22 protein-coding genes are annotated in these 25,984 nt (G+C 39.0%); 6 read left to right on the top strand and 16 right to left on the bottom strand.

Translation table 11 applies throughout. The features are described from left to right. Positions 1–7 precede the first annotated feature (7 nt). The 4 genes from NOS7107_RS09015 to NOS7107_RS09005 form a co-directional block, all read right to left on the bottom strand. Positions 8–985, bottom strand: a complete 978-nt coding sequence (locus NOS7107_RS09015) for a sucrase ferredoxin (RefSeq protein ID WP_015112668.1) — start codon at positions 983–985, stop codon at positions 8–10. Between the two features lie 632 nt (positions 986–1,617). Then, positions 1,618–1,953, bottom strand: a complete 336-nt coding sequence (locus NOS7107_RS29360; protein WP_253274536.1) for a hypothetical protein — start codon at positions 1,951–1,953, stop codon at positions 1,618–1,620. Positions 1,954–1,998: 45 nt separating this feature from the next. Continuing rightward, positions 1,999–2,151 (bottom strand): hypothetical protein, encoded by a 153-nt coding sequence (locus tag NOS7107_RS29355; protein WP_253274535.1) that lies wholly within the window; start codon positions 2,149–2,151, stop codon positions 1,999–2,001. A gap of 58 nt (positions 2,152–2,209) precedes the next feature. Continuing rightward, entirely contained in the window at positions 2,210–2,833 is a 624-nt protein-coding gene (locus tag NOS7107_RS09005; RefSeq protein ID WP_015112667.1) for an exopolysaccharide biosynthesis protein, read from the bottom strand. Between the two features lie 332 nt (positions 2,834–3,165). Between NOS7107_RS09005 and NOS7107_RS09000 the strand changes: the two genes are divergently transcribed. From NOS7107_RS09000 to NOS7107_RS08990, 3 genes are all read left to right on the top strand, one after another. Next, positions 3,166–3,948, top strand: coding sequence for an ABC transporter permease (locus NOS7107_RS09000; protein ID WP_015112666.1), 783 nt, complete (start codon positions 3,166–3,168; stop codon positions 3,946–3,948). A 190-nt stretch (positions 3,949–4,138) separates the two neighbouring features. Then, complete coding sequence (locus NOS7107_RS08995) at positions 4,139–4,516, top strand: response regulator transcription factor (RefSeq protein WP_015112665.1); 378 nt, start codon at positions 4,139–4,141, stop codon at positions 4,514–4,516. Further along, the gene (locus NOS7107_RS08990; RefSeq protein ID WP_015112664.1) at positions 4,513–5,934 is read left to right on the top strand and encodes a cell wall metabolism sensor histidine kinase WalK; all 1,422 of its coding nucleotides are present in this window, start codon (positions 4,513–4,515) and stop codon (positions 5,932–5,934) included. The genes NOS7107_RS08995 and NOS7107_RS08990 overlap by 4 nt, the downstream gene beginning before the upstream one ends. Before the next feature lie 224 nt (positions 5,935–6,158). Here the strand turns inward: NOS7107_RS08990 and NOS7107_RS08985 are convergent, their stop codons facing one another. Continuing rightward, positions 6,159–8,366, bottom strand: coding sequence for an HAD-IIB family hydrolase (locus NOS7107_RS08985; protein ID WP_044500660.1), 2,208 nt, complete (start codon positions 8,364–8,366; stop codon positions 6,159–6,161). A 515-nt stretch (positions 8,367–8,881) separates the two neighbouring features. Between NOS7107_RS08985 and murF the strand changes: the two genes are divergently transcribed. Then, positions 8,882–10,243 carry a UDP-N-acetylmuramoyl-tripeptide--D-alanyl-D-alanine ligase gene (gene murF, locus NOS7107_RS08980; protein WP_015112662.1) on the top strand — a complete coding sequence of 454 codons (1,362 nt, stop codon included), beginning with the start codon at positions 8,882–8,884 and terminating at the stop codon, positions 10,241–10,243. Between the two features lie 72 nt (positions 10,244–10,315). On the opposite strand, the gene NOS7107_RS08975 is transcribed toward murF, so the two are convergent. The 8 genes from NOS7107_RS08975 to NOS7107_RS08940 all read right to left on the bottom strand — a co-directional run bounded on the left by NOS7107_RS08975 (position 10,316) and on the right by NOS7107_RS08940 (position 21,158). Next, positions 10,316–12,490 carry an EAL domain-containing protein gene (locus tag NOS7107_RS08975; protein WP_015112661.1) on the bottom strand — a complete coding sequence of 725 codons (2,175 nt, stop codon included), beginning with the start codon at positions 12,488–12,490 and terminating at the stop codon, positions 10,316–10,318. Beyond that, positions 12,475–12,708 (bottom strand): hypothetical protein, encoded by a 234-nt coding sequence (locus tag NOS7107_RS28510; RefSeq protein ID WP_015112660.1) that lies wholly within the window; start codon positions 12,706–12,708, stop codon positions 12,475–12,477. The genes NOS7107_RS08975 and NOS7107_RS28510 overlap by 16 nt, the downstream gene beginning before the upstream one ends. A gap of 708 nt (positions 12,709–13,416) precedes the next feature. Further along, positions 13,417–14,688, bottom strand: a complete 1,272-nt coding sequence (locus tag NOS7107_RS08965; protein ID WP_044500656.1) for a tetratricopeptide repeat protein — start codon at positions 14,686–14,688, stop codon at positions 13,417–13,419. Positions 14,689–14,855: 167 nt separating this feature from the next. Beyond that, a complete protein-coding gene (locus NOS7107_RS08960) occupies positions 14,856–15,182 on the bottom strand; it encodes a hypothetical protein (RefSeq protein WP_015112658.1) in 327 nt (108 codons plus the stop codon). Between the two features lie 128 nt (positions 15,183–15,310). Then, positions 15,311–16,270, bottom strand: coding sequence for an orange carotenoid-binding protein (locus tag NOS7107_RS08955; RefSeq protein WP_015112657.1), 960 nt, complete (start codon positions 16,268–16,270; stop codon positions 15,311–15,313). Between the two features lie 255 nt (positions 16,271–16,525). Then, positions 16,526–18,247, bottom strand: a complete 1,722-nt coding sequence (locus tag NOS7107_RS08950) for an ATP-binding protein (RefSeq protein WP_015112656.1) — start codon at positions 18,245–18,247, stop codon at positions 16,526–16,528. A gap of 155 nt (positions 18,248–18,402) precedes the next feature. Beyond that, on the bottom strand, positions 18,403–18,852 hold the full coding sequence (locus tag NOS7107_RS08945) for a response regulator (protein ID WP_015112655.1): 450 nt from the start codon (positions 18,850–18,852) through the stop codon (positions 18,403–18,405). A 44-nt stretch (positions 18,853–18,896) separates the two neighbouring features. Further along, positions 18,897–21,158 (bottom strand): ATP-binding protein, encoded by a 2,262-nt coding sequence (locus NOS7107_RS08940; RefSeq protein WP_015112654.1) that lies wholly within the window; start codon positions 21,156–21,158, stop codon positions 18,897–18,899. Between the two features lie 428 nt (positions 21,159–21,586). Between NOS7107_RS08940 and NOS7107_RS08935 the strand changes: the two genes are divergently transcribed. Next, the gene (locus NOS7107_RS08935; protein WP_015112653.1) at positions 21,587–22,000 is read left to right on the top strand and encodes a DUF6636 domain-containing protein; all 414 of its coding nucleotides are present in this window, start codon (positions 21,587–21,589) and stop codon (positions 21,998–22,000) included. Positions 22,001–22,188: 188 nt separating this feature from the next. Here the strand turns inward: NOS7107_RS08935 and NOS7107_RS08930 are convergent, their stop codons facing one another. Continuing rightward, positions 22,189–22,857 carry a 2OG-Fe dioxygenase family protein gene (locus tag NOS7107_RS08930; RefSeq protein WP_015112652.1) on the bottom strand — a complete coding sequence of 223 codons (669 nt, stop codon included), beginning with the start codon at positions 22,855–22,857 and terminating at the stop codon, positions 22,189–22,191. A gap of 207 nt (positions 22,858–23,064) precedes the next feature. Further along, entirely contained in the window at positions 23,065–24,252 is a 1,188-nt protein-coding gene (locus tag NOS7107_RS08925) for a tetracycline resistance MFS efflux pump (protein WP_015112651.1), read from the bottom strand. Between the two features lie 108 nt (positions 24,253–24,360). Here NOS7107_RS08925 and NOS7107_RS08920 point away from each other — a divergent pair, with 108 nt between their 5' ends. Then, the gene (locus tag NOS7107_RS08920; RefSeq protein ID WP_015112650.1) at positions 24,361–25,275 is read left to right on the top strand and encodes an ion channel; all 915 of its coding nucleotides are present in this window, start codon (positions 24,361–24,363) and stop codon (positions 25,273–25,275) included. A 47-nt stretch (positions 25,276–25,322) separates the two neighbouring features. Here NOS7107_RS08920 and NOS7107_RS08915 read toward each other — a convergent pair whose 3' ends face one another. Further along, positions 25,323–25,595 (bottom strand): hypothetical protein, encoded by a 273-nt coding sequence (locus NOS7107_RS08915; RefSeq protein WP_015112649.1) that lies wholly within the window; start codon positions 25,593–25,595, stop codon positions 25,323–25,325. Between the last annotated feature and the right edge of the window lie 389 nt (positions 25,596–25,984).

Raw genomic sequence — 25,984 nt, 5'->3', positions numbered from 1 at the left:
AAAATTACTATTTACTCAAAGTTACCACCTTTGTTGATGTCAGCCAGACATTAGCAATAGTATATTTCACTAATACTGACTCTTGATGAGCATTACAAGCACTTCTAAGTTTAACAGACTTAGTATTATCCTTGATAAGTTGAGCTTGATAAATATATAAAGAACCATCAGGACTTTCACAACTAATTTCACCTAGAAGTGTCTGATTATCTAAACTTTGTTCCAGGATTTTGCCAGCAACTTTGTAATTAAACCAATCCCATCCATAATGGAAAATTAGTTCTCGTTCCAAAACTTGTAACTGACTTGGTAAAATTCCCCAGCCTCGATAAACTTTTTCTAAGGATTGAATATCGCCAGTCCTTGTTAGTATCGCCTTCAATATTTCTTGGTCAAGAACACCATAATATCTTCCTTCTGGTAAGTCTATGGCTGTAGGTGCAAAACGATGTCCACCAAAATGACTTGACTTCCAAAGCCTCACATTATCTAATTCCAAATCATTAATAGTATTAGCAGCATGGAAGTAAAAAGGATTACCATATTTAGCACAGCATTTATCATGACTACCGTGTGTACACACTAAGATATCTCTTGTTGCGTTTGTGTATACTGGATAATCAGCGGTTCTATTGGCTAACCATTTTTTGACCACACCTGCTACTTGCTCAATATTTGGCAAGTGAAATTCATACTTGCAGTATCCATGACTTAAACCCTGTTTTTTCTGATAAATTAACAGTGTTGTTTGGTCATTTTTATGTGATGTATCATTAGCGATTAAAAGAAATCTAACTGGTAATTTTGCATGGTTAATTTCCTGTTCTAAACTTTGTAAGTTTTTAGGAACCCATCGAGAATTAAAAGTTTCTGTAGTCCAAGGTGGCGGACACTCGACTAAAATATATGTTTCGTAATTGGTAGCACTACCAATTAAATCTTCTCCTACTTGTCGCGCATAATCAGAACAAAAAAAGGTACTCATCGAACTTATCTCATTTGTTGGCTTTACAGATACAAGAGGTGTGAATAACAATTGTGTTTTTGACTACAATTTCTGCATATCATAAAGATAAACAGAAATAATTTGCATTTAGGGCTTAAAAGCAAACTGCCACTTTATAACATCATTTCCAGAGAAAAACTGTCTAATTAATAAAGTCTCCACAATATTGTCAGCTAAACTCCAATAAGTTATTACTGTACTTTTCCGGAAAAATTTTAAATTTTTGATTAAATTATGTAGTGGCTTATCGCTAGATATTCCTTTTGTATGTGTTTTAAAAAGTTGTTTAAAGTTACGGGCTTGTAAGTTCCCAATCCTGGAAATTATATTGCAAATCTTTCTCAATAAATATATAAAAAAAGAGATGAAATAATCCCTAAAAGTAAAATAAGATACAATTTATGCCTCAACATTTAACTTGATCTGCATAATTTAACTCCAGGGAATATGTCTTGACTGTAGCTGAAGCCAATAAACAATGCAAGTTTTGGAGATGATTTATTACCTTTACCTCCATTTATCAGTGTACGGCAGCAAGTTACGTTCATCTTTTTAAACTGTCCACCACAGCCATCAAAATTTTAAATTCACTTGATAAATATGTTCAACTGTTAACTTGTTAGAGATGTTGAATCTACTTCCCAACGAAATAGTCTGGGTAGCTGCGATACATCTATGGCGTAGTTCACAATCCATAGCACTAGTTCAAACATCAATAAATATCGCACCCACAGCAGTTCAGGTTCTGAACCCAACAGTGTCAAACCTTCGTAAAGTTTCCAGAAACGATAAGGTAAGTAAATATAAGGCACTAGTACCCATATTACATTTTGTAGTTTTCTTAGAGTTACAACTTCAAACAAAATTTGCAAACCCAAGATAATAAAGTACCAACCCAGAACAGCTAATACAGCGCTGTGTTTCCACCATACGCCCCACAACAACATAATTTGTAGTTGTAGTAGTACACCTAGTATTTGGATTGATAAGAACTACCACTTGTGCCACCAAGGGAATGGTAAAGGCAAAGTATATGGTTTGGGATGTTTCCATACCCGACTTAAAATCCCAATCCAAGATGTGGCAACAGTCAAAAACAAGAGATTTTCTAGGAGTAGATAGAGATTGATGTTCACACCATTCATAACTTTATTCTTACTCTCTGGCGCTTCTAGTTAATTCTCCTAAAGAAAGAAATTTTAGCTAACGACCTAACCAAGCTCTGATTAAATCAAGAATACTGGAACCACCCCAAATCAGTGCAATTAAGATTGAAGTAGTCAAAATTGCGCCCATCAGACTCAGGGCTAAACCACCTAAACTAATAGCACCATCATCTTCTAACAGACCAAAACCAGTTACAAAAATACCCATAGCTGGTAATGTGTTTGTTCCAGGAATGGGAATCATCATCGAAATTGACATAAGAGCGATCGCTATACCGATTGTCACCCTACCTGGGGTTGTAGTACAAACAACAGTGAGACGAGGACGAGCGATCGCTTCAATTCTGCGTAACCAAGGAATTCCCGCCTTCAAAAACCCTTGAACTGTCTCTAGTTGGATTGGGTGATTTAACATTTTCTGCGGTAGCCAAGGACTTTTTGCACCTACAATTAATTGTATTGCGAGTAAAAAAATTAGGATACCAAAAGGCGTTGAGTATCCTGGAGCGGGTACTGGTAAGGCTGAAGGTAGAGACAAAATAACTAGTAAAAAGCCAAAAATTCTTTCTTGTGCTAAAAGCAGAATATCTGCCAAAGTCACTTTTGCTGATCTTTCTTCTTCAAAGAAATAGCGTTGTAATTCTTGAGATAATCTAGCCATAAAATTTCATAAAAAAGTAAATTCAGGAATTTAAAATCTGATAATGGACTGGACAAACTCTAATTTACTAGTTTTTGGATCTGTTTTCTGGGATTAATCCACAATGGTAGGCACTAAAGAAATAACAATAATCCCACGAATAATTGGCAATAAATATTTATCTATTTGTTCCGCTGGTAAAGTTTAACTCTGGTAAATCAAAATTTATGAAATCTCACTTTCTCAAGCATCAGCATTAAATATCTTAGCGTTCAGCAATATTGCTGCATGATGAATATTATGAAGTTTGCATAAGTTGATCAATTATTTATGTCATGGAGTTTCAATCGAAAATGAGGAGATATTGGAAATTAATCCGACTATTTTGGACTACCTCCATCGCAGCAGAGATGGAGTATCGGCTTAACTTTGTCGTCGCTACCCTTACCAGCTTGGGTAATTTAGTTGGAAGTATTTTTGGCTTGTTCTTGTTTTATCGCACTGGCTATACTTTTGCTGGCTGGTCGTGGGAAGCCGCTTTAGTTGTGTTGGGTATTTTTACCATACTGCAAGGCTTTTCGGCGACATTTTTGGCTCCTAACTTAAATAAAATTGTGAGTCATGTCCAGATAGGAACTTTAGATTTTGTACTCCTCAAACCTATCCGTAGTCAATTTTGGCTATCTACTCATACTCTTTCGCCTTGGGGATTACCGGACATAATTTTCGGTATGATGATCATTGGTTATGCAGGTAAGCGCCTGGGCTTAGGAATTCAGAACTATCTGCTGAGTGCGGTACCTTTATTATTTGGTTTAGTTATTTTTTATAGCCTGTGGTTTATGCTGGGAGCCACTAGCATCTGGTTTGTGAAAATTAATAACGCCACTGAAGTATTGCGGGGTTTGTTGGAGGCTGGTAGATATCCAATGGTGGCTTATCCCGCAGCTTACCGTTTTTTCTTTACCTTTGTTGTACCAGTCACATTTTTGACTACTATTCCCGCAGAAGTAATGTTGGGTCGAGTTCAGTTTAGTGGGTTGATAGGTGCAATGGTGTTAGCAATTGTTTTATTTTGGCTTTCTACTAAGTTTTGGCGGTTTGCTTTGCGATTTTATACAAGTGCTTCAAGTTAGATAGGACTTACGCAAAACACCTCTCAAACTCTCATTTCTCCGTGACCTCTGCGTCTCTGTGGTTCGATTTTCCGTAGTCTGTGCGTAAGTCCTGTTAGAATTGCGATCGCCAACCTGTAACCACAGAAGGATGCCAAACCTACTACAAACTACACAAGCTAGAATTAAACGTTTATTCTAGAAATGAAAAATGCCCCATATTTTACTCGTAGATGATGAAATACCCTTGTGTGACAGTCTCACTTACACATTACAAAAAGAGGGCTACACAGTGACGATCGCGGCTGATGGGCATAGTGCGATCAAACAGTTCCATAAACAAGTACCTGATGTAATTTTGCTCGATATTATGCTGCCAGAAGTTAGCGGTATGGAGGTTTGCTGGCGAATTCGAGCTTTTTCTGATGTACCGATTGTTATGCTTACTGCTAAAGATCAAGATATAGATAAAATTTGGGGTTTAGAAGCAGGGGCAGATGATTATGTGACTAAACCATTCAACACCCGCGAACTACTAGCACGGATTAAAGCTGTGTTGCGCCGTCGTTCTGGGGAACAGCCTTCATGACAGGCTGGATACCACGCATTAAGTTAAATACAATTCATGCCAAGCTGTTAGCCACCTATCTTATGCTGACAGCTTTCGGCACATCACTCATGGCTGGTTATATTTTGTGGTCGTTCCATGCGTACTTTATGCGGACACGACAGATGGACTTAGAAAACTGGACAAGCGCCTTGAGTGAAAGCGTAGCAGATGCGCTAGAAGAAAAGGATATTTCACGGGTAAAAATACTAGTACAACGCTATGGCGCACCACAGACAATAACGCTGCGTGTTTTTAATCAAAAAGGCAGTCTTATCGCAACTTCTGACCCCAAATTAGATCAGCAAGTTACGAATTGGTACAAAGTGCCAGGAATGCAGCAAGCTTTCCAAAATTATGCGGCGCAAGGAGTTGCTAAAGGAGTTTTAAGCAACGAAGATCGCCTGTATATTGCAAGACCAATTCAGCGTCAAGGTCAATTATTGGGTGTATTGCGAATGTCCATCACCCTGAAACAATTTCAGCGCCAGTTTTTGACTGTAATTTGGAGTGTTTTAGGAACTCTTGCAGTGACAATATTGCTGTGTGCATTAATTAGCAGTCGATTTGCACGCAGTCTGTCAAAACCGATTGAAATTATGCGGAACTTTGCGATTCGCTTGGGTAGCGGACATTTCGGTGATAAGTTGATTATTCAGCAAAATAATGAGTTAGATCAGTTAGCCGCAGAACTCAACCGGATGAGTGAACGGTTAGCTTCTTTAGACCAAGAACGTCGGGTATTTTTAGCTAATGTTTCTCATGAATTACGTACACCCATTAGTAATGTGCAGGTGACAGTTGATGCACTCAAAAATGGTGCTTATGAAGAAGCAGAATTACGCGATCGCTTTTTTCAAACTATCGAAAGTGAAACTAAACGTTTATCACGCTTAATTCATGACTTGCTAGATTTAGGACGCTTAGAAGCAGGGGTCACAGAATTAGAAAAGCAAACAATTTCTTTGCGGGGATTAATTACCCGTGCTGTAAATGCAGTGGAACCACGAATGCAGGCTGTAGGTGTAACTGTGAAAATCAATGTCGCTGAACTACAACTACAAGGTGATCAAGAAAGATTATTACAGGCTATCCTCAATTTATTAGATAATGCTATTAAACACTCACATCCAGATTCTCAAGTGTTGATATCTGGGTACAGTGAAGAAAAAAGAGCAATTATTCAAATTCAAGACCAGGGTAAGGGCATTAACGACAGTGATTTACCCCGGATTTTTGAGCAATTTTATACTACAGACCCTTCCCGTAAAGGTAGCGGTAATGGATTAGGACTAGCGATCGCTAAACGCATTATCGAAGCTCATAAAGGTAGTATTACCGCCAGCAGTACCCTGAATCAAGGGGCAACCTTTACCATTAGCTTGCCTCTGCAAGGATAATCTCATATCAATTCTTCAAATCAAATCATAAAATAAAATGCTGTTTTATGGAAAATAACAGCAGTTACTATTGAGCAATATGCCAATACTGAGTAAGTACGGTTATTGCGATCGCACCTTGTCATAAAACGAATTTCATTACCCAATTAATAAATTTAAACAGAGCATCCCGCGTATATAAAAAAGTAAAAACTTACCCCCTACATACGCGTGAAACTAAGAAATTACACTGCCATCATTTCTGGTTCTGACTGTGTTACAGATAAATTACCAAAAAAGTCGTAGTGATCTAAGGCTTCTAAAATCCCCCAAGCATAGAGTCCTTGAGCAAAGTAAATTTGGGGATAACCGCGTAACTTGTGAATTTCTTTGCTGTAATTCCCGACAACAACTGCTAAGGTATTACCCGCCAGCATGGATTCATCATTACCTGATGCGCCTGCGACTAAGAAACGCTTTACGGGTAATCCCCATTTTAAAGCTACGTAGCGCAGAGCATCTCCTTTAGAAGCTCGGAATGGTAATAAATCAAGATACATATTATGGCTAAAAATGCCTTTGACGGGGAGTTGTTGCTGACGCAAATGGCGGATGATTTCGCGGAAATTTGGTGCTTGATCAGCATCAACAAAGTAGCTAATTTTAAACTTACCTTGGGTGTCTGGTGGCTGTAATTCTATTCCAGGAATAGCTTTCATCGCTTCTCGAATTGCCGCAGGTTGCCAATTATAGCTGATGTGTTTTTGCCAACTGGTATCTGTAACGATTTTCGGGCCGTAATAGATTTCGCTTCCGGCTGAAGTTATGAGTAAATCAGGCATGGGAAATTCCCATTCCTCTAACATATTTAAGGTACTTTCCAGGTTGCGGCCTGTAGCAATACCAACACCAGTTGTATGTCCTTCAGTATGAATACGATGAATCAACTGATGCAAAGCTTCCTGATCACCTAATAAAGTGTTATCAATTTCGGAAACTAGGAAGCGATCGGCTGTTGGTAAGTGATTGGTTTCTGGGATTTTCCATTCTGGGCGATCGCGTGTAGGAAATTCCCGCACTGGACTGAGTAAAGATTGAATCTTTTGTTGGGGAAAGAGGCGGACTTTCTCTAGATATTGTTCTACATGACTTTCCCAAGAGAAATACTTGCGGACATTGCTTAAGCCGTTGCTAGACCAACGTTGCCATTGTTGCCTATTTGTTAAAGCATCACGCAGGGCATTTTGAATGTCTTCAATATTCAGTGGATCAATCAACACACCATTTTCACAAGCGCCAATAATATCCCTTGGCCCACCATCAGATGTGGCAATAATTGGTACACCACAAGCGGAGGCTTCAATCAAAGTTAACCCAAAGGGTTCTGTGAGTGCGGGATTAATAAACACGCCGCCAGTTTTCGCTGTCAAGCGATATAAATCAGGCACATCATCAGAATTATGGTGTTTGGGATAGGCTATGTGACCATAAAGATCATAGCGATCGATTAATTGAAATATTTCTGCAAACACCTGACGCGGCCCAAATTCCATTGTCGAGATGTCATCTCGTTGTCCTAGCACAACTACAAGATTAGCTAGATGACGCAGTTCGGAATCTTCCCCAAAAGCTTTGATCAGACGATTGACATTTTTCCGGATCGCTGGCCGGGAAATTGCCATAATCATTGGCTTTTCTGGATCTTGGAGAAATCGCTGCAATTGCTTGTAAATTGGGGGGGTTGGCCAATTTTCGGGCGCGGGATAAAACTTTTCTAATGTCACTCCTGGTGGAATGACCACCATTCTTTCTGGTTGATATTGGTCATAAACGCTGTACTGTTCATCAATTTCTTGATGAGTACTGGCGATGACTAAGGCTGCGCCGCCAAGGGTAATTTCTTCAGCTTCAATGCGGGTACTAATATGAAAGTGATCTTCTATTGTTTCGAGTTTGGTTCCTTGTTCTAATAATTTTTGCTGCTTGACTCGTCCGAGGGAATGACCTGTATGTACAAGCGGTGTTCCCAGCCAGCCAGCAACTCGACAACCGACATATCCAGCATCGGCGTAGTGAGTATGAATAACATTGGGAATTCTACCAACTTTGCGAATATGTCTGAGTAATTCATCTGCAAAGGTATCTAAATGTGGCCAGAGAACTTCTTTGCGGAGATAGCGCCGAGGGCCACAAGCCAGGCGAATGATTTGGGCTTTATCTGAAAGCATTTCTACAGGTTTGGCGTAGTCTGAACTGACTTTTGGGTCGTCTACTAAACGCGTTACCAAGTCTACTCTTTCAACTTGGGGATTTTTGGCTAATGTACAGGCAAGTTCGACTACATATTTTGTTTGTCCACCAGTGTCAGCATCTCTGCCTAATTCCAGGTTTTTACCCCTAATCAAGCCGTGAACACTGACTAGTAGAATATACAACCCTGAACTATGTGATATCATGTCTTCCTCTGTAGTTGATTGTAGATAGGTAATGCTATGGTTCGCCTGATGAATGTTGAATTTGTGGGGAGAGTTAAAGACAAAACATCTATCATTAGCATTAGGTAGCTTTGACCAAAGATGTCATACTTATTTTCCCTGAAGATGGACTGATAATTAAAAATTAACTACCAAAAGAAAGGTATTTTGCTACTTTGGCGCAATTGTAGCCAGATGACTTGCCAAGAGTGACAATTAGTGAACAATTTTATAGATAATTTAGTATGAATGATTACAAAGTTAGGCAATAAGATATGCTTTGTCATGGTTAAGTCGACCAATGAGATTATGTCTCAGAAAATAATTAACTTCCTGAACGATCGCTAAAAATTTACGGTGCAAAAACAGTATGGTACTTTGTATTTTTCTCACAAAGATTATACGATGACAAAATTTTTTCGTCTTCTCCTTTATGGACGATTTAGTTAAGAAAACAGATAATCATTTTTGATAAAAATCATCCCAAAATATCTATGTCTTGGTCTTCTACCCTATCCCAACTACTGCAAGTTCTCTCGGCACAATCTACCAACTTATCGGCAACTGCTTTAACTCAAGTTAGCAGTGGTATCCAAACTGATACACGAATTCTTCAGCCAGGAGAGGTATTTCTGGCTTTACGTGGGGAAAATTTTGATGGACACGATTTTATTCCCACAGCGATCGGTAAAAGTGCGTTAGCCGCAATTGTGGATTTTGACTACGAAAATTCTGACTTCCCGGTTTTACAAGTAAAAAACACCCTCGCAGCTTATCAAACAATTGCTAGATGGTGGCGCGATCGCTTTGATATCCCCGTGATTGGGGTAACAGGTTCTGTGGGCAAAACTACAACTAAAGAATTAATCACAGCGGTTTTATCTACCCAAGGTAGAGTCCACAAGACTTACGGAAATTTCAATAATGAAATTGGTGTACCAAAAACTCTTTTGGAACTGGATGCAGAACACAATTATGCTGTGATTGAAATGGCAATGCGGGGTAAAGGACAAATTGCTGAACTAACACATATTGTCCGCCCAACTATTGGCGTAATTACTAACGTGGGGACGGCGCATATTGAGTTGCTGGGTTCAGAAGCCGCGATCGCTGAGGCAAAATGTGAATTACTCGCTGAAATGCCTCATGATGGTGTAGCAATTCTCAATCATGATAATCCTTTATTAATCGCCACAGCTAAAAAGGTTTGGTCGGGTGAAGTTTTAACTTATGGTTTATCTGGCGGCGATATTTCAGGCAATTTAATTGATAGTGAAACTATAGAAGTTGCAGGGATAAAACTACCTCTACCGCTGGCTGGTCGCCATAATGCCACAAATTTTTTAGCTGCTTTAGCTGTGGCTAAGGTATTGGGAATTGATTGGTCTACCTTAACTGATGGTGTCACAGTGGATATGCCCACGGGGCGATCGCAACGTTATACTTTACCCAATGATGTTGTATTCTTAGATGAAACTTATAATGCTGCACCCGAAGCAATGTTAGCTGCTTTGCAGTTATTGGCAGACACTCCCGGAAAGCGCAAAATTGCCGTATTGGGAGCCATGAAAGAATTAGGAGAGCGATCGCCACAATTACACCAAAAAGTCGGTGAAACCGTCCGTAACCTGCATTTAGATGGTTTACTGGTTTTGGTAGACGGACAAGATGCTGAAGCGATCGCTCAAAGTGCTGAAGGTGTACCCTCAGAGTGCTTTGCTAGTCACGGCGATTTAGTAGCGCGACTCAAAACATTTATTCAAGCAGGCGATCTGATTTTATTTAAAGCGGCTCATTCTGTAGGTTTAGATCGCGTTGTTAATCAATTGCGCGCAGAATTTATGGCAAAGTGCTGAGTCAATCAATTTTGGATTTTAAATTTTAGATATTAGATGATAATCATCTTGCCATCGGATATCTACTATCTGCTAATTGAATTGAAATAAATTAAAAGGAGTAGGTCTACCAACACCATAGCCTTGGGCATAATTTACCCCAAGGTTTTGAATTACTTTTAAAATGTCGTTGTTTTCCACAAACTCGGCAATAGTTTGAATCCCCATAACTTGACCAATTTTATTGATAGCATCTACCATTGCTAAATCAATTGGTTCTTCTACAATGTGCTTCACAAAACTGCCGTCAATTTTTAAATAATCGACTGGTAAATTTTTGAGATAAGCAAACGAAGACATCCCACTACCAAAATCATCTAAGGCAAAGCAACAACCAAAGTCTTTTAATGCACGAATAAATCTCGCTGCTTTACCTAAGTTTTTGATAGCGACAGTTTCGGTAATTTCAAAGCAGATAGCTTCGGGGGGAATTTGGTGTAATGTGAACTGGTCGCAGACAAAATCAATAAATTGATCATCGTTAATACTAGCGCCAGAAAGATTGATTGTATATAAACAACCACGAGAGTATTCTATTAACGGACAATAATATTGTTGAAAATCTACGCATTGACCTAGATGACTAAAAAAGGTGTGAATTACCCAACGGTCAATGGTTTGCATCAGGTTGTAGCGTTCAGCCGCCGGAATAAACGCCATTGGTGAGACTAACTTACCCGTTTCATCAATCAGTCGTAAGAGAATTTCGTAATGTTCTGTTTCTGAGTCGTTTCTAGTAACGGGAACAATAGACTGGTAATAAAGCCGAAAACGATTGTCTTCTAATGCTTGGGTAATTCTGCCAACCCATTGCATCTCACCATACTGTCTTGCCAATTCCAGATCATCAGCTTGATAAATATGTACTCGATTACGCCCTTGATTTTTCGCCACATAACAAGCTCCATCAGCAGCACTTAAGGCACTATTCATATCTGGCGTATCAGTGTTGATGGCAACTAAGCCCATGCTGATGCTGAGATTGAACACTTTATCTTGTTTCCAGACAAAGCGAAACTTTTGCGTGTGTTCTCGGATGATATTAGCTCTGAATACGGCTGCTTCTAGAGAACAGTTGTTGAATATAATGCCAAATTCATCTCCCCCTAAACGTGCAAGTGTGTCACAGGAAGGGACATGGTTTTGAAACAAATTAGCAATTTCACACAATAGTTCATCGCCAGCAACATGACCGCAAGTATCATTGATAACTTTAAATTGGTCTAAATCTAAATAACATAAGGCGTGTTGTTCTGTACCAGTCTGAGCGTTGGTGACGGCTTGTGCTAGACGATGTTCAAACTCTCGTCTGTTTACTAGTCCTGTCAAACTATCGTGTTTGGCTTGCCAAGATAATAAACTTGCCATATTGCGGTTTTGGGTAACGTCGTGAAACACCAGCACTACACCAACAATATCGCCGTCTCTAGTACGAATTGGGGCAGCGGAGTTTTCAATAGACAATTCTCTACCATTGCGGGTAATCAGCACTGTGTGATTGCTTAAAGCAACAATCATGCCAGAATCTAAGACTTGTTCGACTGGGTTTTCTGCTGCTTCGCGGGTATTTTCATGAATAATCTGAAAAACTTGTGTTAATGGCATACCCATTGCTTCACTTAGACTCCAACCAGTCAGTATCTCGGCAACTGGGTTGATATATTTAATCAAACCTCTAGCATCTGTGGTAATCACTCCATCCCCAATTGATTGCAATGTCACTAAAGCAAGTTCTTTTTCTTGAAAAAGAGCTTGTTCGATAGTTTGGCGTTCGCCAATTTCTGTTTGTAACTGTCCCAGCGTCTTTAATAACTCATTTGTGCGAAGGATCACTCTTTCTTCGAGTTCTTCGTTAACTTTTTGCAATGCTATTTGCGATCGCCGTCGCTGATGATCAATGATGTTAAGCGATCGGGCATTCCGCCAAATCAACACCGCAAAGACAATAATATTCAAAACACTTAAAATACATAGTCCAAATTCCGCAGTATAAATCGCCATTCGATACCCAGACAGAACTAGCCAGCAGATGGCTGGCGGAAACATAATCGCCGCTGGTAATAAATTCCTAGCCATTATTCCGCCTGCATGTTTACTAGTGACTACAATCATTAATCCACGGTTTGGACAGGCAAACAGAATGCCACAGATGAGTAAGATAAATGCAACGGCTGTATGTATTGCTATTGATATTAAGGAACCAGCCATAAAGATGTTCCTCCTAAAATCAAACAGATAGCAGTGTTGACTTTCATCGCTACCCATCCCGGCACAACGCTCTTAAGAACTGTAATATCTTTCATCCACCTCATAAGAACAACACAGCCAATCACAACGACTGCAATACTAGTTTTTTGTGAATAAGATTGGCATAAAGCATAAAGAGAAGAATGCTGATAACGAGACTGAAGATGATGAATAGTCATAGCTTATTACTCATAAATAGCAAATAGCATGATATTTGCTAGTTTTATATGAAATTATATACATAAAAGTATAAAAATATTGAAGATAATATCAGCTTTACTTAAAAAAGTTGGTGTTTTTTGAGACTCTATCTTATGGGAAGTCCCAATGGCGTGAACTCTTATGAAAAATAAAATACGCTTTAGCGGACTAACTATATAACTAAAAGGTTTAATTATTACTGATCTGGGGAATAAATGTGTCAGACGACATTTTATTTTTTCTAAATTGCGCCGATAAAGCAATATTTATCAATCATTTTGTAGACATAACTAATCTAATATTTTCTGCTCTTATATGTGTTGCAAATAATAACAATTTATTGCAAAAAAAAGTCCGCATTTGCGGACTTCGGACATTGGATAAGGTTAGGTTTTCACCAAGATCGCTTACTCTTTATGAGAGTTATATTTATTCTTATCTACATCATCTGAAAAATCAATACTTATCCAGCAAATGTTTAGACATAAGTCCTGATATTTGGTCTGTTGATAATTTGCGAAAACTTAGACATCTGTAAAGCGGGCATTCACTTCTATATTCTAGGTTAATGGCAATTTTGACTGAAAATGCCCATCTTACATATAGTTTATCAATGAAATTTAAGTACTATAGTTGAGCATTAATTAATCAATAATTTTCTGCATTTTGCTGGTTAATTTATGTGATTATCTACCGCGATCGCGTTCTAAATCCTCAATCACTTTTTGCATATACCAATCATCTGACATCCCTGGATAATAATCTTGTTTTTGGTCAATTAATCGTTGAGCAATTTCCCAATAACCGCCAACTAAGCGCAAAAGTTTTTGGCGTAATAAGTTATACTTTTGCTTTTTCGATTCAGGATAAGTTGTCTGGATTTTTTGCAGACTATTTAAAGCTTGTTGGTAATTATCCCAATCTTCTTGTTCACAATAAATACTAGCTGCACGTTGATAATCTTCTACCGCGCTTTGCATTTCTTCGAGTAATGTATGAGCAATGCCACGATTGTAATAAGCTGAGGCATCATCAGAATTAATTTGCAGAGCTTGGGTATAATCTTGAATTGCCCCTAGATAATTACCCATTGCTCGATAAACATTGCCTCTGGCAACATATATCAAAGCATCTTGAGGCTGCATTTTGAGTGCTTGGTTAAAATCGGCGATCGCACCTTGATGATCTCCCAAAAAGGCACGGGCTTTACCTCGGTTGCGATAGACGATAGCATCTTGAAACTTGAGTAACAGTGCTTGGTTAAAATCGGCTATAGCTTCACGATAATTCCCCATTTTGCAACGCACCACACCTCGACAGCAATAAGCTTGAGCATCTTGAGGATCTGCTTGTAATACCCAGTTTAAATCGGCGATCGCCTCCCGTGTATCTCCCTTTTCGGCTTTGTCTAATAGTTGCGTAAAATAATCTTTGGTAGAGATGATAGGTGCAGTTACCGAATTTTGCACTTGTACGGCTGCTTTAACTGGAGGTTTTAGCTGTTTAATTTGTTCTAGACAGAGACGACAATTTTCTTTATCTTGTTGTTGTAAATATAATTCTGCGGCTTGTTTAAAACTAGCGATCGCATCTTGAATAAATCCTTGTTTGCGGCGCACTATTCCCCGCAAATTATAAGCTGCGGCATGATTACTACGCAGATTAATCGCCTGTTCTACATCAGCCAACGCGCCAGGGAAGTTTTTTAGCGCCACTCGCGCTAATGCACGACTATAATAAGCTTCGACAAATTTAGCATCAATTTTTAAGGCTTCGGTATAATCGGAAACTGCCAAAAGAATTTGCCCTGAATCATAATACGCCAAACCTCTGTGCAAATACGCCTCTGCATCAAATGGCATCAGCTGTATTACTTGGCTAAAATCTGCGATCGCCCCAGCATAATCTTTTTGTTTGGCTTTTTCTAACCCCTGAAAATAGAGTTCGTGATTATTCATAATTGGGAATTTATAGGTGTATGTTGCAATCTGCCCACCGTAAATTCTATCTTGCACCATATTAAAAGCTGCGTTGCAGAATTTAATCAAAGTGCTGGTACAAAAGAAATGCAGCAGAAAACATTTCTGTTTGTCTGCTGCTATCAAGTATGCGGCTGGGTCGCCTTTTACATCCGAGTCATAACGGCTACTTTGGTCAACTTATCTTTTTCCAGTCCCTGTAGTTCGTTGAGATGTAGCCAACCCTCTTTAATCAACCTAGCAAAGACAAAGATGAGAACTGAATATCTGTATTCGTATTTACCATCTATTTCATGCCTTCTAGCACTTAAGAAATCGTGTAACTGCCACATTTCATCAGCCTGTGTCATCATCTTGGATCTTTGCTGAACTTCTTGGATCACCGCCTCAATTTCTCGTTGATATGCTTTTTCAAACGCTTGCTTAGCTATATCTTCCTCGGTCTTAGACCATTCAATTTCACTCACTTGCATTCCGAACCTTAAAATTTATACGTTTAATTGTTTTATCAATGGGTCATTTGCTGCAAAAAATAGGAGCGCCCTTGACTAGAGAGCGCTCACACAATCATTCAAGGTATAGCTATTAGCCAGTACTTCTTCTAGCGAACTAAATTTAATAGTTCTTTAGGAGATGCCAACAAATCAATTGCTACAAAGAAAATTTTGCCTTTAGGATTAATTAAAAATCGCCAAGCCATATTCATCCCGACACCAGCGCCAAACCAAGGAGTTTGGACTTTACCTGTAACTTTGATTTGGGTGTAACCCTCTTCTGCTGGTTCAGCAACACCTCGTTCTGGAAGCAAGCTGAGGTTTTGGCATTCTTCGTTAAAAAATCGCAGAATAGCATCTCTGCCAACGATTGGTCTTTGGAAAGGAGGTTGCAAAGCTGCATCAGGTGCGAACAAATCAATTAATGCCCCAAAATCATTGGCATTAAGGTTGTCCATATAACTCAGCACTGTTGCATTTGTCAGTCCTTCAATGGTGACTTGAGTGCGTTGCGACACATCCTTAGGCGCAACAACAGGTTCAGCGACTCTGGTATAGTCGCCCAACTTGTTAGGATCAAATCCCATATCAACTACAGAATTGCGTAAGACGGTAATTTGTTGTCCTTGATCCAGTTCTCTAACTGCTTGCAGTACTGCTGAAGCATTGGCAGAGAGCTGATAACCAGCAGGGATGGGAGCAACGATACCTTGATCCATCCATACTCCAAGTTGATACCAGAACCCTAGTTTGATGTTTGCTGACCAAGTAGCATAGGTACGACAAATAGGAGTATCAGCATTGTTGGCTAGATCGCACATCACCTGACTTTGCTCAGGAAAAGTCATTTTCCGAATTTGATCGAGAGTTCCTTCGGCAAACTGCATACGAGCAGCGCCTGGAGCCGCAATAGTAATTGTTTTACCCATTTCTAAATAAGCAAACCAAGTCCATGCCAGCTGATCTTCTGCACTGAGTTGCTTAAATCTAGCAATTGTGGCTGGTACTGCATCAGCAGATAGGGTTTCTGGAAAAATACCACGAGCCGAGTCTATTGTAATTGGCATATTTACACACCTAACCTTAATTGTATTTACAACTAGCAAAAGGACGTGGGCAAGAGCGTTTAGACGTTCAAGCTTTCGTGACCTGTTACAAAAATATCATATAATTTAACAAAAATTAATAATTTTTATCCGGATTGCAAAGTATACCTACCTCCAAACATTGAAGAGTTTTTTCCAGGATTACTTAATTAGTGTTCTAGAGAAGGGATTGGGGTTTAGGTGAGAGAGAAAGTTGCACACCGGATAAAATATGAATTACGAGTTAGAATGCTGCCTTGGCAACCTAATGGTAACTTTAGTTCCCTGTCCTTCTTGACTAGATAAACTAATACTGCCGCCATGTAACTCTACACAGGCTTTAGTAATTACTAAGCCCAAACCTGTTCCTGGGATGGTGTCAACATTACTCCCACGACTGAAGGATTTGAACAGGTTTTCTTGATCTGCTACAGGAATACCAATGCCTTTATCTTGAATTTCTATGAGAATTTCGGATTCTTTACCATTCAGATAAATTTCTATATTGCCGCCTGCTGGTGAATATTTGATGGCATTGGATAATAAATTCAACAATATTTGCCGTAAAAGTCCGCGATCGCCCCAAAAGTTTTGATGATTGCCTGTAACCTGTAAAATTAGTTCATGGCGATCGCCTAATACTTCTTGCTGATCTTCGATTAACTCGGAAATAAATTGCAGTAAATCTAGCTGCTGCGGCTTAAATTTTGTTTTGTCGAGTTCGAGTTGATGGACTAACAGCATATCATCCACTAGTTTGGAAAGATGCCTAGCTTTTTGCTCAATGATTTGCAAGAAGCGATTTTTTCTCGACTCATTCAGTTGTGCGCCGTTCTGCTTAATTGTTGATGCAGCAGCCAAGATGGAAGCTAAGGGTGTGCGGTATTCGTGAGAAACTGTGGTGACGATTTGAGATTTAAATTTGTTGAGTTCCTTTTCTTTGACTAATGCGGCTTGAGTCATCGCTAATAGTTCTGCTTGTTGAATAGCGATCGCTAATTGGACGGATACTTGATTGAGAATCTCTACTTCGTCATCTGGCCATAGTCTATCTTCAGAAGTAGGTTGAGCAATCAAAAATCCCCAAAGTTTTGGATTGGGGTTATTGTTTTGGTTCAGATTAATGGGAACTACCAGATTTGCTTGAGCATTTAGTTGTTCTTTTATATGAAAACACAAATGGCTCAAACTCGCTTCATGGTTATGGGAAATTCTGCATCGCCAATGATGATTTTCGCCAAGATTGCTGTAAGCCACAACTAAATTTTTTTGTTTAGTTGTGACGCTACTATGAGCTACTTGTGTAGTGACAAAGCTGCTTTCTTCTTGATAGCAAGTATCCCAGAGGCGATCGCATATTTGCTCAGGTTCTCCAGATGATGCGACTATCTTACCATCCATATCAGAAGTAAACTGATAGACCATCACGCGATCGCACTTCAAAAGTTGCTGGACTTCAACAACAGCCGTATGCAGAATTTCTTCTAGATTCAGCGACTGGCGAATACGAAGTGCTGTCGTAGCAATTAAACGCTGTCGTTCTTGCGTTTTGCTGAGTTTAACTTCTAGGCAAGATTGTTTAATGGCATTGCGGACTGCTAATTGTAATACATCTAACTGGAGGTGCTGCTTAACTAAATAATCATACGCGCCTCGTTTCATTGCTTGTACTGCAACTGCTTCATCACCACGCCCTGTCAACATAATTATGGATACAGGGGCTTCAACCTTACGCTTTTTCAAACGCTCCAGCAAATCTAACCCACTCATATCAGGTAGGCAAAAATCCAGCAAAATCACGTCACAATGGATTGATTGGCACAAAGCCAGCCCTTCTTCCGCAGAATCGGCCTCGAATATCTGATATGAATTTTGAGGATCTTTTAAGAGATATCGACGATAAATTTTCCGATCCTCGGCACAATCATCAATGATGAGTAGCGTCCAGGTGTCCGGCATATTAAGAATGGGGGAGAATGTTTACACTCCTTCATTCAGAATCCCATACATTACTGCAATTGTTAATTAATCATTACAAAAATATAAATAAAATCTTAAACTTTCAGGTATAGAAAAGTAGAGTGGGCAAACTTTGCCCACTCTACCTTTAACTTTTAATCCCCAGGTGGCACTGTATTACTCTCCAACCAATAGTCAACAAATGCTTGAACCGTCTTTTGTAGTTCTTGAGCATCCATCGGCTTGACTAAATAGCCATTAGCCCCCTTTTGGTAGCAAAATTCAATGTCTTTGGGGTTGGATGATGTGGTAAAAACCACAATGGGGATTTTTTTTAAACACATATCTTGCTTGAGCCGTTCGAGGATGTCACGGCCATCAATACCCGGTAAATTCAGGTCAAGCAAAATGACAGAAGGCGTTGGTATGCTGTTAGGGTTTTGCGAACTTTCTTCTTGATAAAGCAAGTCTAAAACCTCATCCCCATTAGTACATCTGTATATGGGGTTCTGGACAGCCAACCGCCGCATCAGGCGTTGCAACACTTTAAAGTCTTCATTGCTATCCTCAACAACCAACAGAGGTTTGTTAAGTTTTTTCGTCATCAGAGATTTTAAAAAATGTAACAAAAAATTTTAATTATCTTAAACTATTCTCGCAAAGTGAAATAAAAGGTAGAACCATCACCCATACTGGATTCAACCCAAATTTGACCGTTGTGTAACTCAACAATTTTTTTAGAAATGGCGAGTCCTGCTCCCGTTCCTCCGCCATACTTTTCTTGAGAGTGTAGCCGTTTAAATAGGCGAAAGATAGTTTGGTAATGATGCGCTTGAATGCCAATACCGTTATCTTTGACATAAAAAACAGGAAATACGGCAGATTTTGGGAGTTTATCTGATTCCTGTTCACTGATAAAGCCAATTTCAACTGATGGCTCTGATTTATCGTTATATTTCAAAGCATTGATCATCAAATTAGTAAAAACGTCGTTGATTAATACTGCGTCACACTGAACTGTTGGTAAAGGGCGAGGAATCTGAATATCAAGTTCAGCGTCATGACGACTAGCACTAATCACATCTATTACTTGATTCAATAATTCATTGAGATCGGTAAGTTGGAGATGGAGTTCTGTTTGTCCTAGTTGTGAGAGACGTAACAGGGAATTAATCAGAGTTTCCATCCGCACAGACAAAGAAAGTACAGTCTGTAAGTAGTCAATGCCATCTTCATCAAGAACTTGGGCATAATCTTCGATTAAAATTGTCGAGAAGTTATAAATGCCGCGCAAGGGTTCTTTAAGGTCGTGAGAAGCCGCATAAGCAAAGGATGCAAGTTCGTGGTTACTGCGTTCTAGTTCTTGATTGATTTTGGCTAACTCTTCCGCTTTGGAAAGGACAATCCCGACGATCGCATTTTTTAAAGCCAACGCGTTATCAATCTCAGACTGTTTCCAAGGTAGAGAAGTTAATTGGACTATTTCTTGCCACTTTTCAAAGGATGTGCGCGGACAAAAAATAACGCTACCATCCGTCTGTACCTGAATTGATGTGTTGGGATTTCCCGCCCAATTAATAGTTTGTACAACTTCTGGGCGAAACCAGAGAATATAATAACGCTGGATTTGGGAAATGCGTAACAACAGTAAGCCACTGGCGGTATGTTTAAATTCAATCGCCTCTGGGTACTGTTTCGGTAGAGAATCGGTGGTAAAAATGCGATTGCTAATTTGACTGTCTACCCAAATAATTAGCGATCGCACTTGTTCTATATTTGGTGTTGCACCCACCAGGGTAATTTCATTATCTAGGCATACCGCCGCCCCAGTGGCACTCACCAGAGATAATAAACTCGGTTGCGGTTTAATTAGCGCATCAATAAAATTATCTGCTTGAGAAATTAACTCGACAAATTCCGCCTGGAGAGATTTCAGCCGGACTTCATAGTCTAATTCTGAGTGAATGACTTTATGTCCTAACTCTAAGGAGACAATTTGTCCTAACAATTCGCAGATTTTCCGCACTTCATAAGTTAGATACTTGGGTGTTTGATGATGACAAGAAATTAACCCCCATAACTGCTGATTTTTAATTAAAGCAATCACCAAAATAGCTGCTGCACCCATATTTTGATGATATGTAACACAGCAAGGGTCAACACTCCGCAATCCAGCCCAGCTTAAATCAACGGGTGTAGTGTCGGGTGAATTTTGTGTGATCAACTCCACAGATTGGGCTGAGAAATTGGGGATAAATCGCTGCAAACATTGAGTATATAGCTGTCTTGCAGGTTCAGGAATATCTGTAGCCGGATAGTGAAGTCCCAAATAAGGCGGTAAATCTTCGCGTTTGACTTCCGCAACCACCGCACCCGCACCTTGCTCGTCAAATTGATAAACCATCACTCGGTCAAAAGCAGTGATTTTGCGGTATTCTGTAGCTACTAAATGCAGAAACTCTTCCAGGTTGGAGGTATTTTGTAATTTGGCGATCGCTTCACTCACCAAACTATAAAAACCTAAAAAACTTACCTCATCATTACTGTCTCTTGGCTCTAGTTCCACAATTAAAGCATTGCTTGTCCGATGAACAACCCCATCAAAATATTGTTCTCCATTGATAGTTGTAATGGGTATTTTAAAAGTTGTGAAACTACCAATTTTTTTCTCTAAACACTGTTCAATGGCTATTATTTGTGGAGTAGCCAGTAAACAACTCAATTGTTGACCAAGTAACTCTTGGGGTTGTTTATCCAAATATTTCTGAGTGTTGTTGCTAACTTGCCAAATTTCTAACTCAGCATTGAGTGCGAGTAATAAACCATGCGGCTGTATCGACCCAGAGAGATGAATCGGTTGGTCATGGTTGTTTCCAGAAGTAGTTTGAGCAGTGATGTCTTCAGGACTCATGATGTGAATAAGTAAAGTTTAACTGATGACAATGCCCTAAATCGCGGATGGGAATTATTCTGCCTTGCTCTTGCGGCTGATTTGTCAAGGCGGGAAATTGAATCAGAACTTACGTGAGAACTCTCTAAAACTATGATTCTTAGCTACTTGATACTTAAGTTATTCATGTGTAAAATTCACTCTATATTCTATAATTAAATCTTATTTAATTATCATAAATACCTCAAAATCAATGCTGACAATCATTTAACGATTTACTTTTTTAAGAACACTGCAATTGTTTCAGTGTTTGCGGGTATTAATATTTACGAATATAATTAAATTTAGCAAAGTCTAAAAGAAGAGTATGTGCATTTTGAAAAATTAGCACCAGTCTTGAAGAGACAAATTTGCTATGGATAACTTTTTCATTCATACAAGGTTTTTTCATGAAGCGCAAAAATTTTTTGACCATCCTGACAACAACTATATTTTCCTGCATATCTTTCCCGGCGATCGCCCAAGCGGAAACCCAATTTCAAACACCTTCTAAGAATATTCACTGCTTAATTGCAGATCAAAGTATTCGTTGTGATGTTTTACAAATTACTGGAAGAATCCCACCTCAACCCAAAGACTGTCAATTAGACTGGGGTCACGTATTTAAGCTGAATGCGCGAGGGAATGGTTATCGGGGTTGTTATGGCGACACTGTAGCAGATGCAAACAGTCCTGTTTTGCAATATGGTAAAACATTGCGTTATCAAGGTTTTACTTGCACATCTAAAAAGACAGGCTTAACTTGTGTTAACCGAGATAAAAAAGGTTGGGAACTGAGCAAAGAACGACAAAGATTTTTTTAAGATTCGCTATTAATTCAATACGCATTAAACTTCATTAACCACTATCAGCCCTATTCTTCTTGAATCCATATAAAAAATATGGGGAAGTGACTACATCCAATTCCCCATATCGCAATTAAATTAATGTTGGGAAGGTAAAATCAACAAATTTTGTTCTATATCTATAAATGAATCTACCGTGGCAATAATTATTCAGTTAGTAAGCTAGGCGAAGTCAACACAAAAACATCCCTAATTCCCAACCCATCAATTTGTGGTTTTATCGGAGTGGTAAAGTGGAAAAATTCGTGGTCGTTAACTAATAACAGTTCACCAGGATGCAGCACTTTGCTAAATACTGGCTTTTCTTTTTTTGCAGTGTATAAATGGGTTTCGCCTCCTTGAATATTTTCTCTAGCAACAGAGAATATTCCAATAAAATCAGTACCATCTTGATGAATACCTTCAGGTGCAGGATTTCCCATATTTTCTGCCGAACAGATGGTTCTGATTTGATGAACTCCTATTTCTGCTTCTGGATGCAGTTTAGAAGAATCACTAAATGCTAAGACCATCTTTTTAAAGATATCAAGCTCAATCATGCTGTCTTCTAATTCCGCAAATTCTCTTTTGACATCTCCTAATAAAGGATTGTATGTTTTACTTTGAAACAGATAACCATGTGGTAGCTTAATTAACTCGTTCCCAGAAACGGTAAACCGAGATAATCTTCTTAAACGATAATTGCCCTTGATATAAGGATCAACTGGCAAATTATGAAAGAATGGCTTAAAACCTTCGGGATTAATGGAATTTACCTTTCTTAAGGTGAACAGAAAGGCATATTCTAATTCTGTTGATTCCCATACTGTTTGCATAGGATTTACCTGCTGACTAAGTTTAAATTCTCCGCTATTTTTCTTTCTCGGAGGCTTATATAACCGAGTATATGCTACTTTTTATTAAACTGTCGTCAAATTGACTACAGAAATTGACAATTTGTGATATGGAAATAACTTCAGGCGCTGAAATCTACACATTTTTTGACAAAGACTGATGTATATGCAGAGATTGGTGTAATTTGTTTATTTTTCTGTGCCATGAGGAAGATAGTTTTTGCGAGTCAAGATTGCTAAAAATAAGACTAGAAAAGTCAGAATCCCTGCTAAATAGAGGGGATAGCTATAAGTTTGGGGATGAGATTGATTGATTAGCATACCAGCAATTACCGGGCCAATTCCATTGGAAATACTTAAATAAGAAGAGTTCAAACCCATTGCTGTGCCTTGTTCCTGTGACTTAGCATTGAGTGAAATTAACGTATTAATCATGGGTTGAACTAAAGAGTTAAATAAAGAATATACAATGGCAACTATAATAAAATAAATAATGTTATGCCAAATTGGCATGATTATAAATGATAAACTGCGGATAAATAAAGCTAAAAATAATATACTAACAATATTAAATTTACGGTTGAGAAGGGATACACCCCAAGTTTGCATGATTGTTCCCAATACGCCAAATAAGATAAATACAAGTGTCAAAGATTGACTATTTTGTCCTAATACCTTAATAAAATAAGGTTGAAAAGCATAGGTAAAAATTGTAAAAGTTGTGCCGATAAAAAAGTTAATAATGAGTAATATGCCAATTTTTGGCATAGCTAAACCACGAATTAAATTTCCTAATCCGAGGTCAAAGAGGTTGTTGGCTTTAGCAGCTTTAGTTTGCAGAGTTTCTGGTAAAAAGAAAATTGTAATTAACAGAGCGAAAAAGGCGATCGCCGCCGAAACTAAAAAAGCTGTCCCCAGAGAAAATTGCTGCGCCAGCAAACTTGTAACTGGCCCTAACACAAAACCTACGCCAAAGGCTGCACCGTAAATCCCAAAAGCTTTAACGCGATTTTCGGGGGCGGTGACATCAGAAATAATCGCCTGCGCCACAGAAGCATTACCGCCAGTAATTCCATCAAGAAATCTGGCGAAGAATAGCCAACTAGCTGTGGTTGCAGTCCCAGCGATCGCATTGGCAATCACTGTCCCGGCTAAACTAATAATCAACAAAGGTTTGCGCCCAAAGCGATCGGATAATTTACCAATCACAGGTGTGGAGAAAAACTGAGCTATTGAATAAATCGAAAATAACAAACTTGTCTGAAAATCACTCAGCCCAAATTGTTTGCCATAAAGATAGATAATAGGGATTAAAATTGTCAAACTGAGGGAATTAATCAAGGCAACTAAAGCCGTAATCCAGAAATTTCGGTTCATCACTAGTGTCAAAGCGCCCAGTATTACTTAGCCACTGCACTGTATCAGATAACAGCGGCTTTTAGCCTTAGTCATAGCAATGATTCGCCGTTCTTTTGGCTACACCCGATGAAATTTCAACTCAAAAGACTCGCACGAAAGCAACGACAGCGTCCACAACCCATCATTCATCTCAAATATCACAATGGTAATGTGGAGATTATGGGCTTAGGTGTATGGCACTCCTACTGGCGCGATCCTTACCATTTACTCTTGACAGTTTCTTGGAGTGGATTTGTACTATTAATTTGTGCTTTTTATGTAATTATTAACACTCTGTTTGCTTTGGCGTATTTATTAGGGGGAGATTGTATTACGAATGCTCGTCCAGGTTCTTTTGTAGATGCGTTTTTCTTTAGTGTGCAAACTTTGGCATCCATCGGTTACGGTGCAATGTATCCCAAAACAACTTATGCCAATATCATTGTTACGGTAGAGGCGATCGTTGGGGTGATGGGAATTGCTGTGATGACAGGGTTAGCCTTTGCACGGTTTTCTCGTCCAACTGCGCGTGTCATCTTTAGTCGTGTGGCGGTAATTGTACCCTATGATGGTGCGCCGACTCTGATGTTTCGCACTGCTAACCAGCGGCGGAATTTAATTTTGGAAGCACAGATGCGGGTGTATCTAATGCGTGATGAAGTTACAGCAGAAGGTGATTTTATGCGCCGCATATATGATCTCAAACTTTTGCGACAACAAACTCCTGGCTTTACCTTGACTTGGTCGGTGATGCACGTAATTGATCAGTCTAGTCCTTTATATGGAATGACACCAGAATCTTTAAGTCAAACTAACTGTGTATTGATGGTGTCTTTAAGTGGCATTGATGAAACCGTGGCACAAATTGTTCATGCACGTCATAGCTATGGTAGTAATGAGATTTTATGGAATCATCGGTTTGTCGATATACTGCACCACGCATCTAATGGACATCGTTATATCGACTACAACCACTTCCATGATGTTCTTCCTTTGGAGTAAAGCCGACAGGAACACAAAGTTTTTTTATTAAAAATGATGTACCAATATTAAGTATTGTTGGAATCTAAGACATCTGTCCTAATTTCTAGTTGTTTCTTTGCACGTTTTAATTGTTTCCACAAAGCCTTTATTTGCTGGTAAGCTTCTTCTGGAGAAAGTTTACCATTTGTTTGCAGGTTACTAATGTAGCTCACTCGTTGAGCAAATTCTTGTAAATTAGCGTTAAATACTAAATATTCTGGCTTGAACTGACCGTAATAGCAACTACGTGGATAAAGAAAATCAGAGAGATTAGATAGAAAATCTGATTGCTCTGTCATAACTATTTAAATTTGGAGAATTTAATTAAACATCAGCAGTTGAGAAACTTTAGCATATCTTGTGTAAAGACGAAGTAAGCATAGATACAGGGATGCCGAAGAGTCGGATAATGCTAACTATCTTAGTAATAGGATTCTTCAAGGAGGATACCAGTAAAGTTGGTACACAAAATACACTAACTGAATCTGGAAAAATGTAACTAAATTAACTTTTTTATGATCAAACTAATGCTTCACGGGTATTAAGTCTAGGATATCCTCCCAATATAAAAATTTTAGCTAAGTTGTACATGTACCTATCAGGTTACTTACGGCCAATTATGCAAGCTGTATAAGTAAGACTATCAGGCGATGTTGAATTTGATGTTGACAATCAAATCGCCATCGCT

The sequence above is a fragment of the Nostoc sp. PCC 7107 genome (genome assembly GCF_000316625.1).
GTDB lineage: Bacteria > Cyanobacteriota > Cyanobacteriia > Cyanobacteriales > Nostocaceae > Nostoc_B.
Note: the sequence above shows the minus strand (reverse complement) of the source record. Positions and strands in the feature narration are given on the sequence as shown.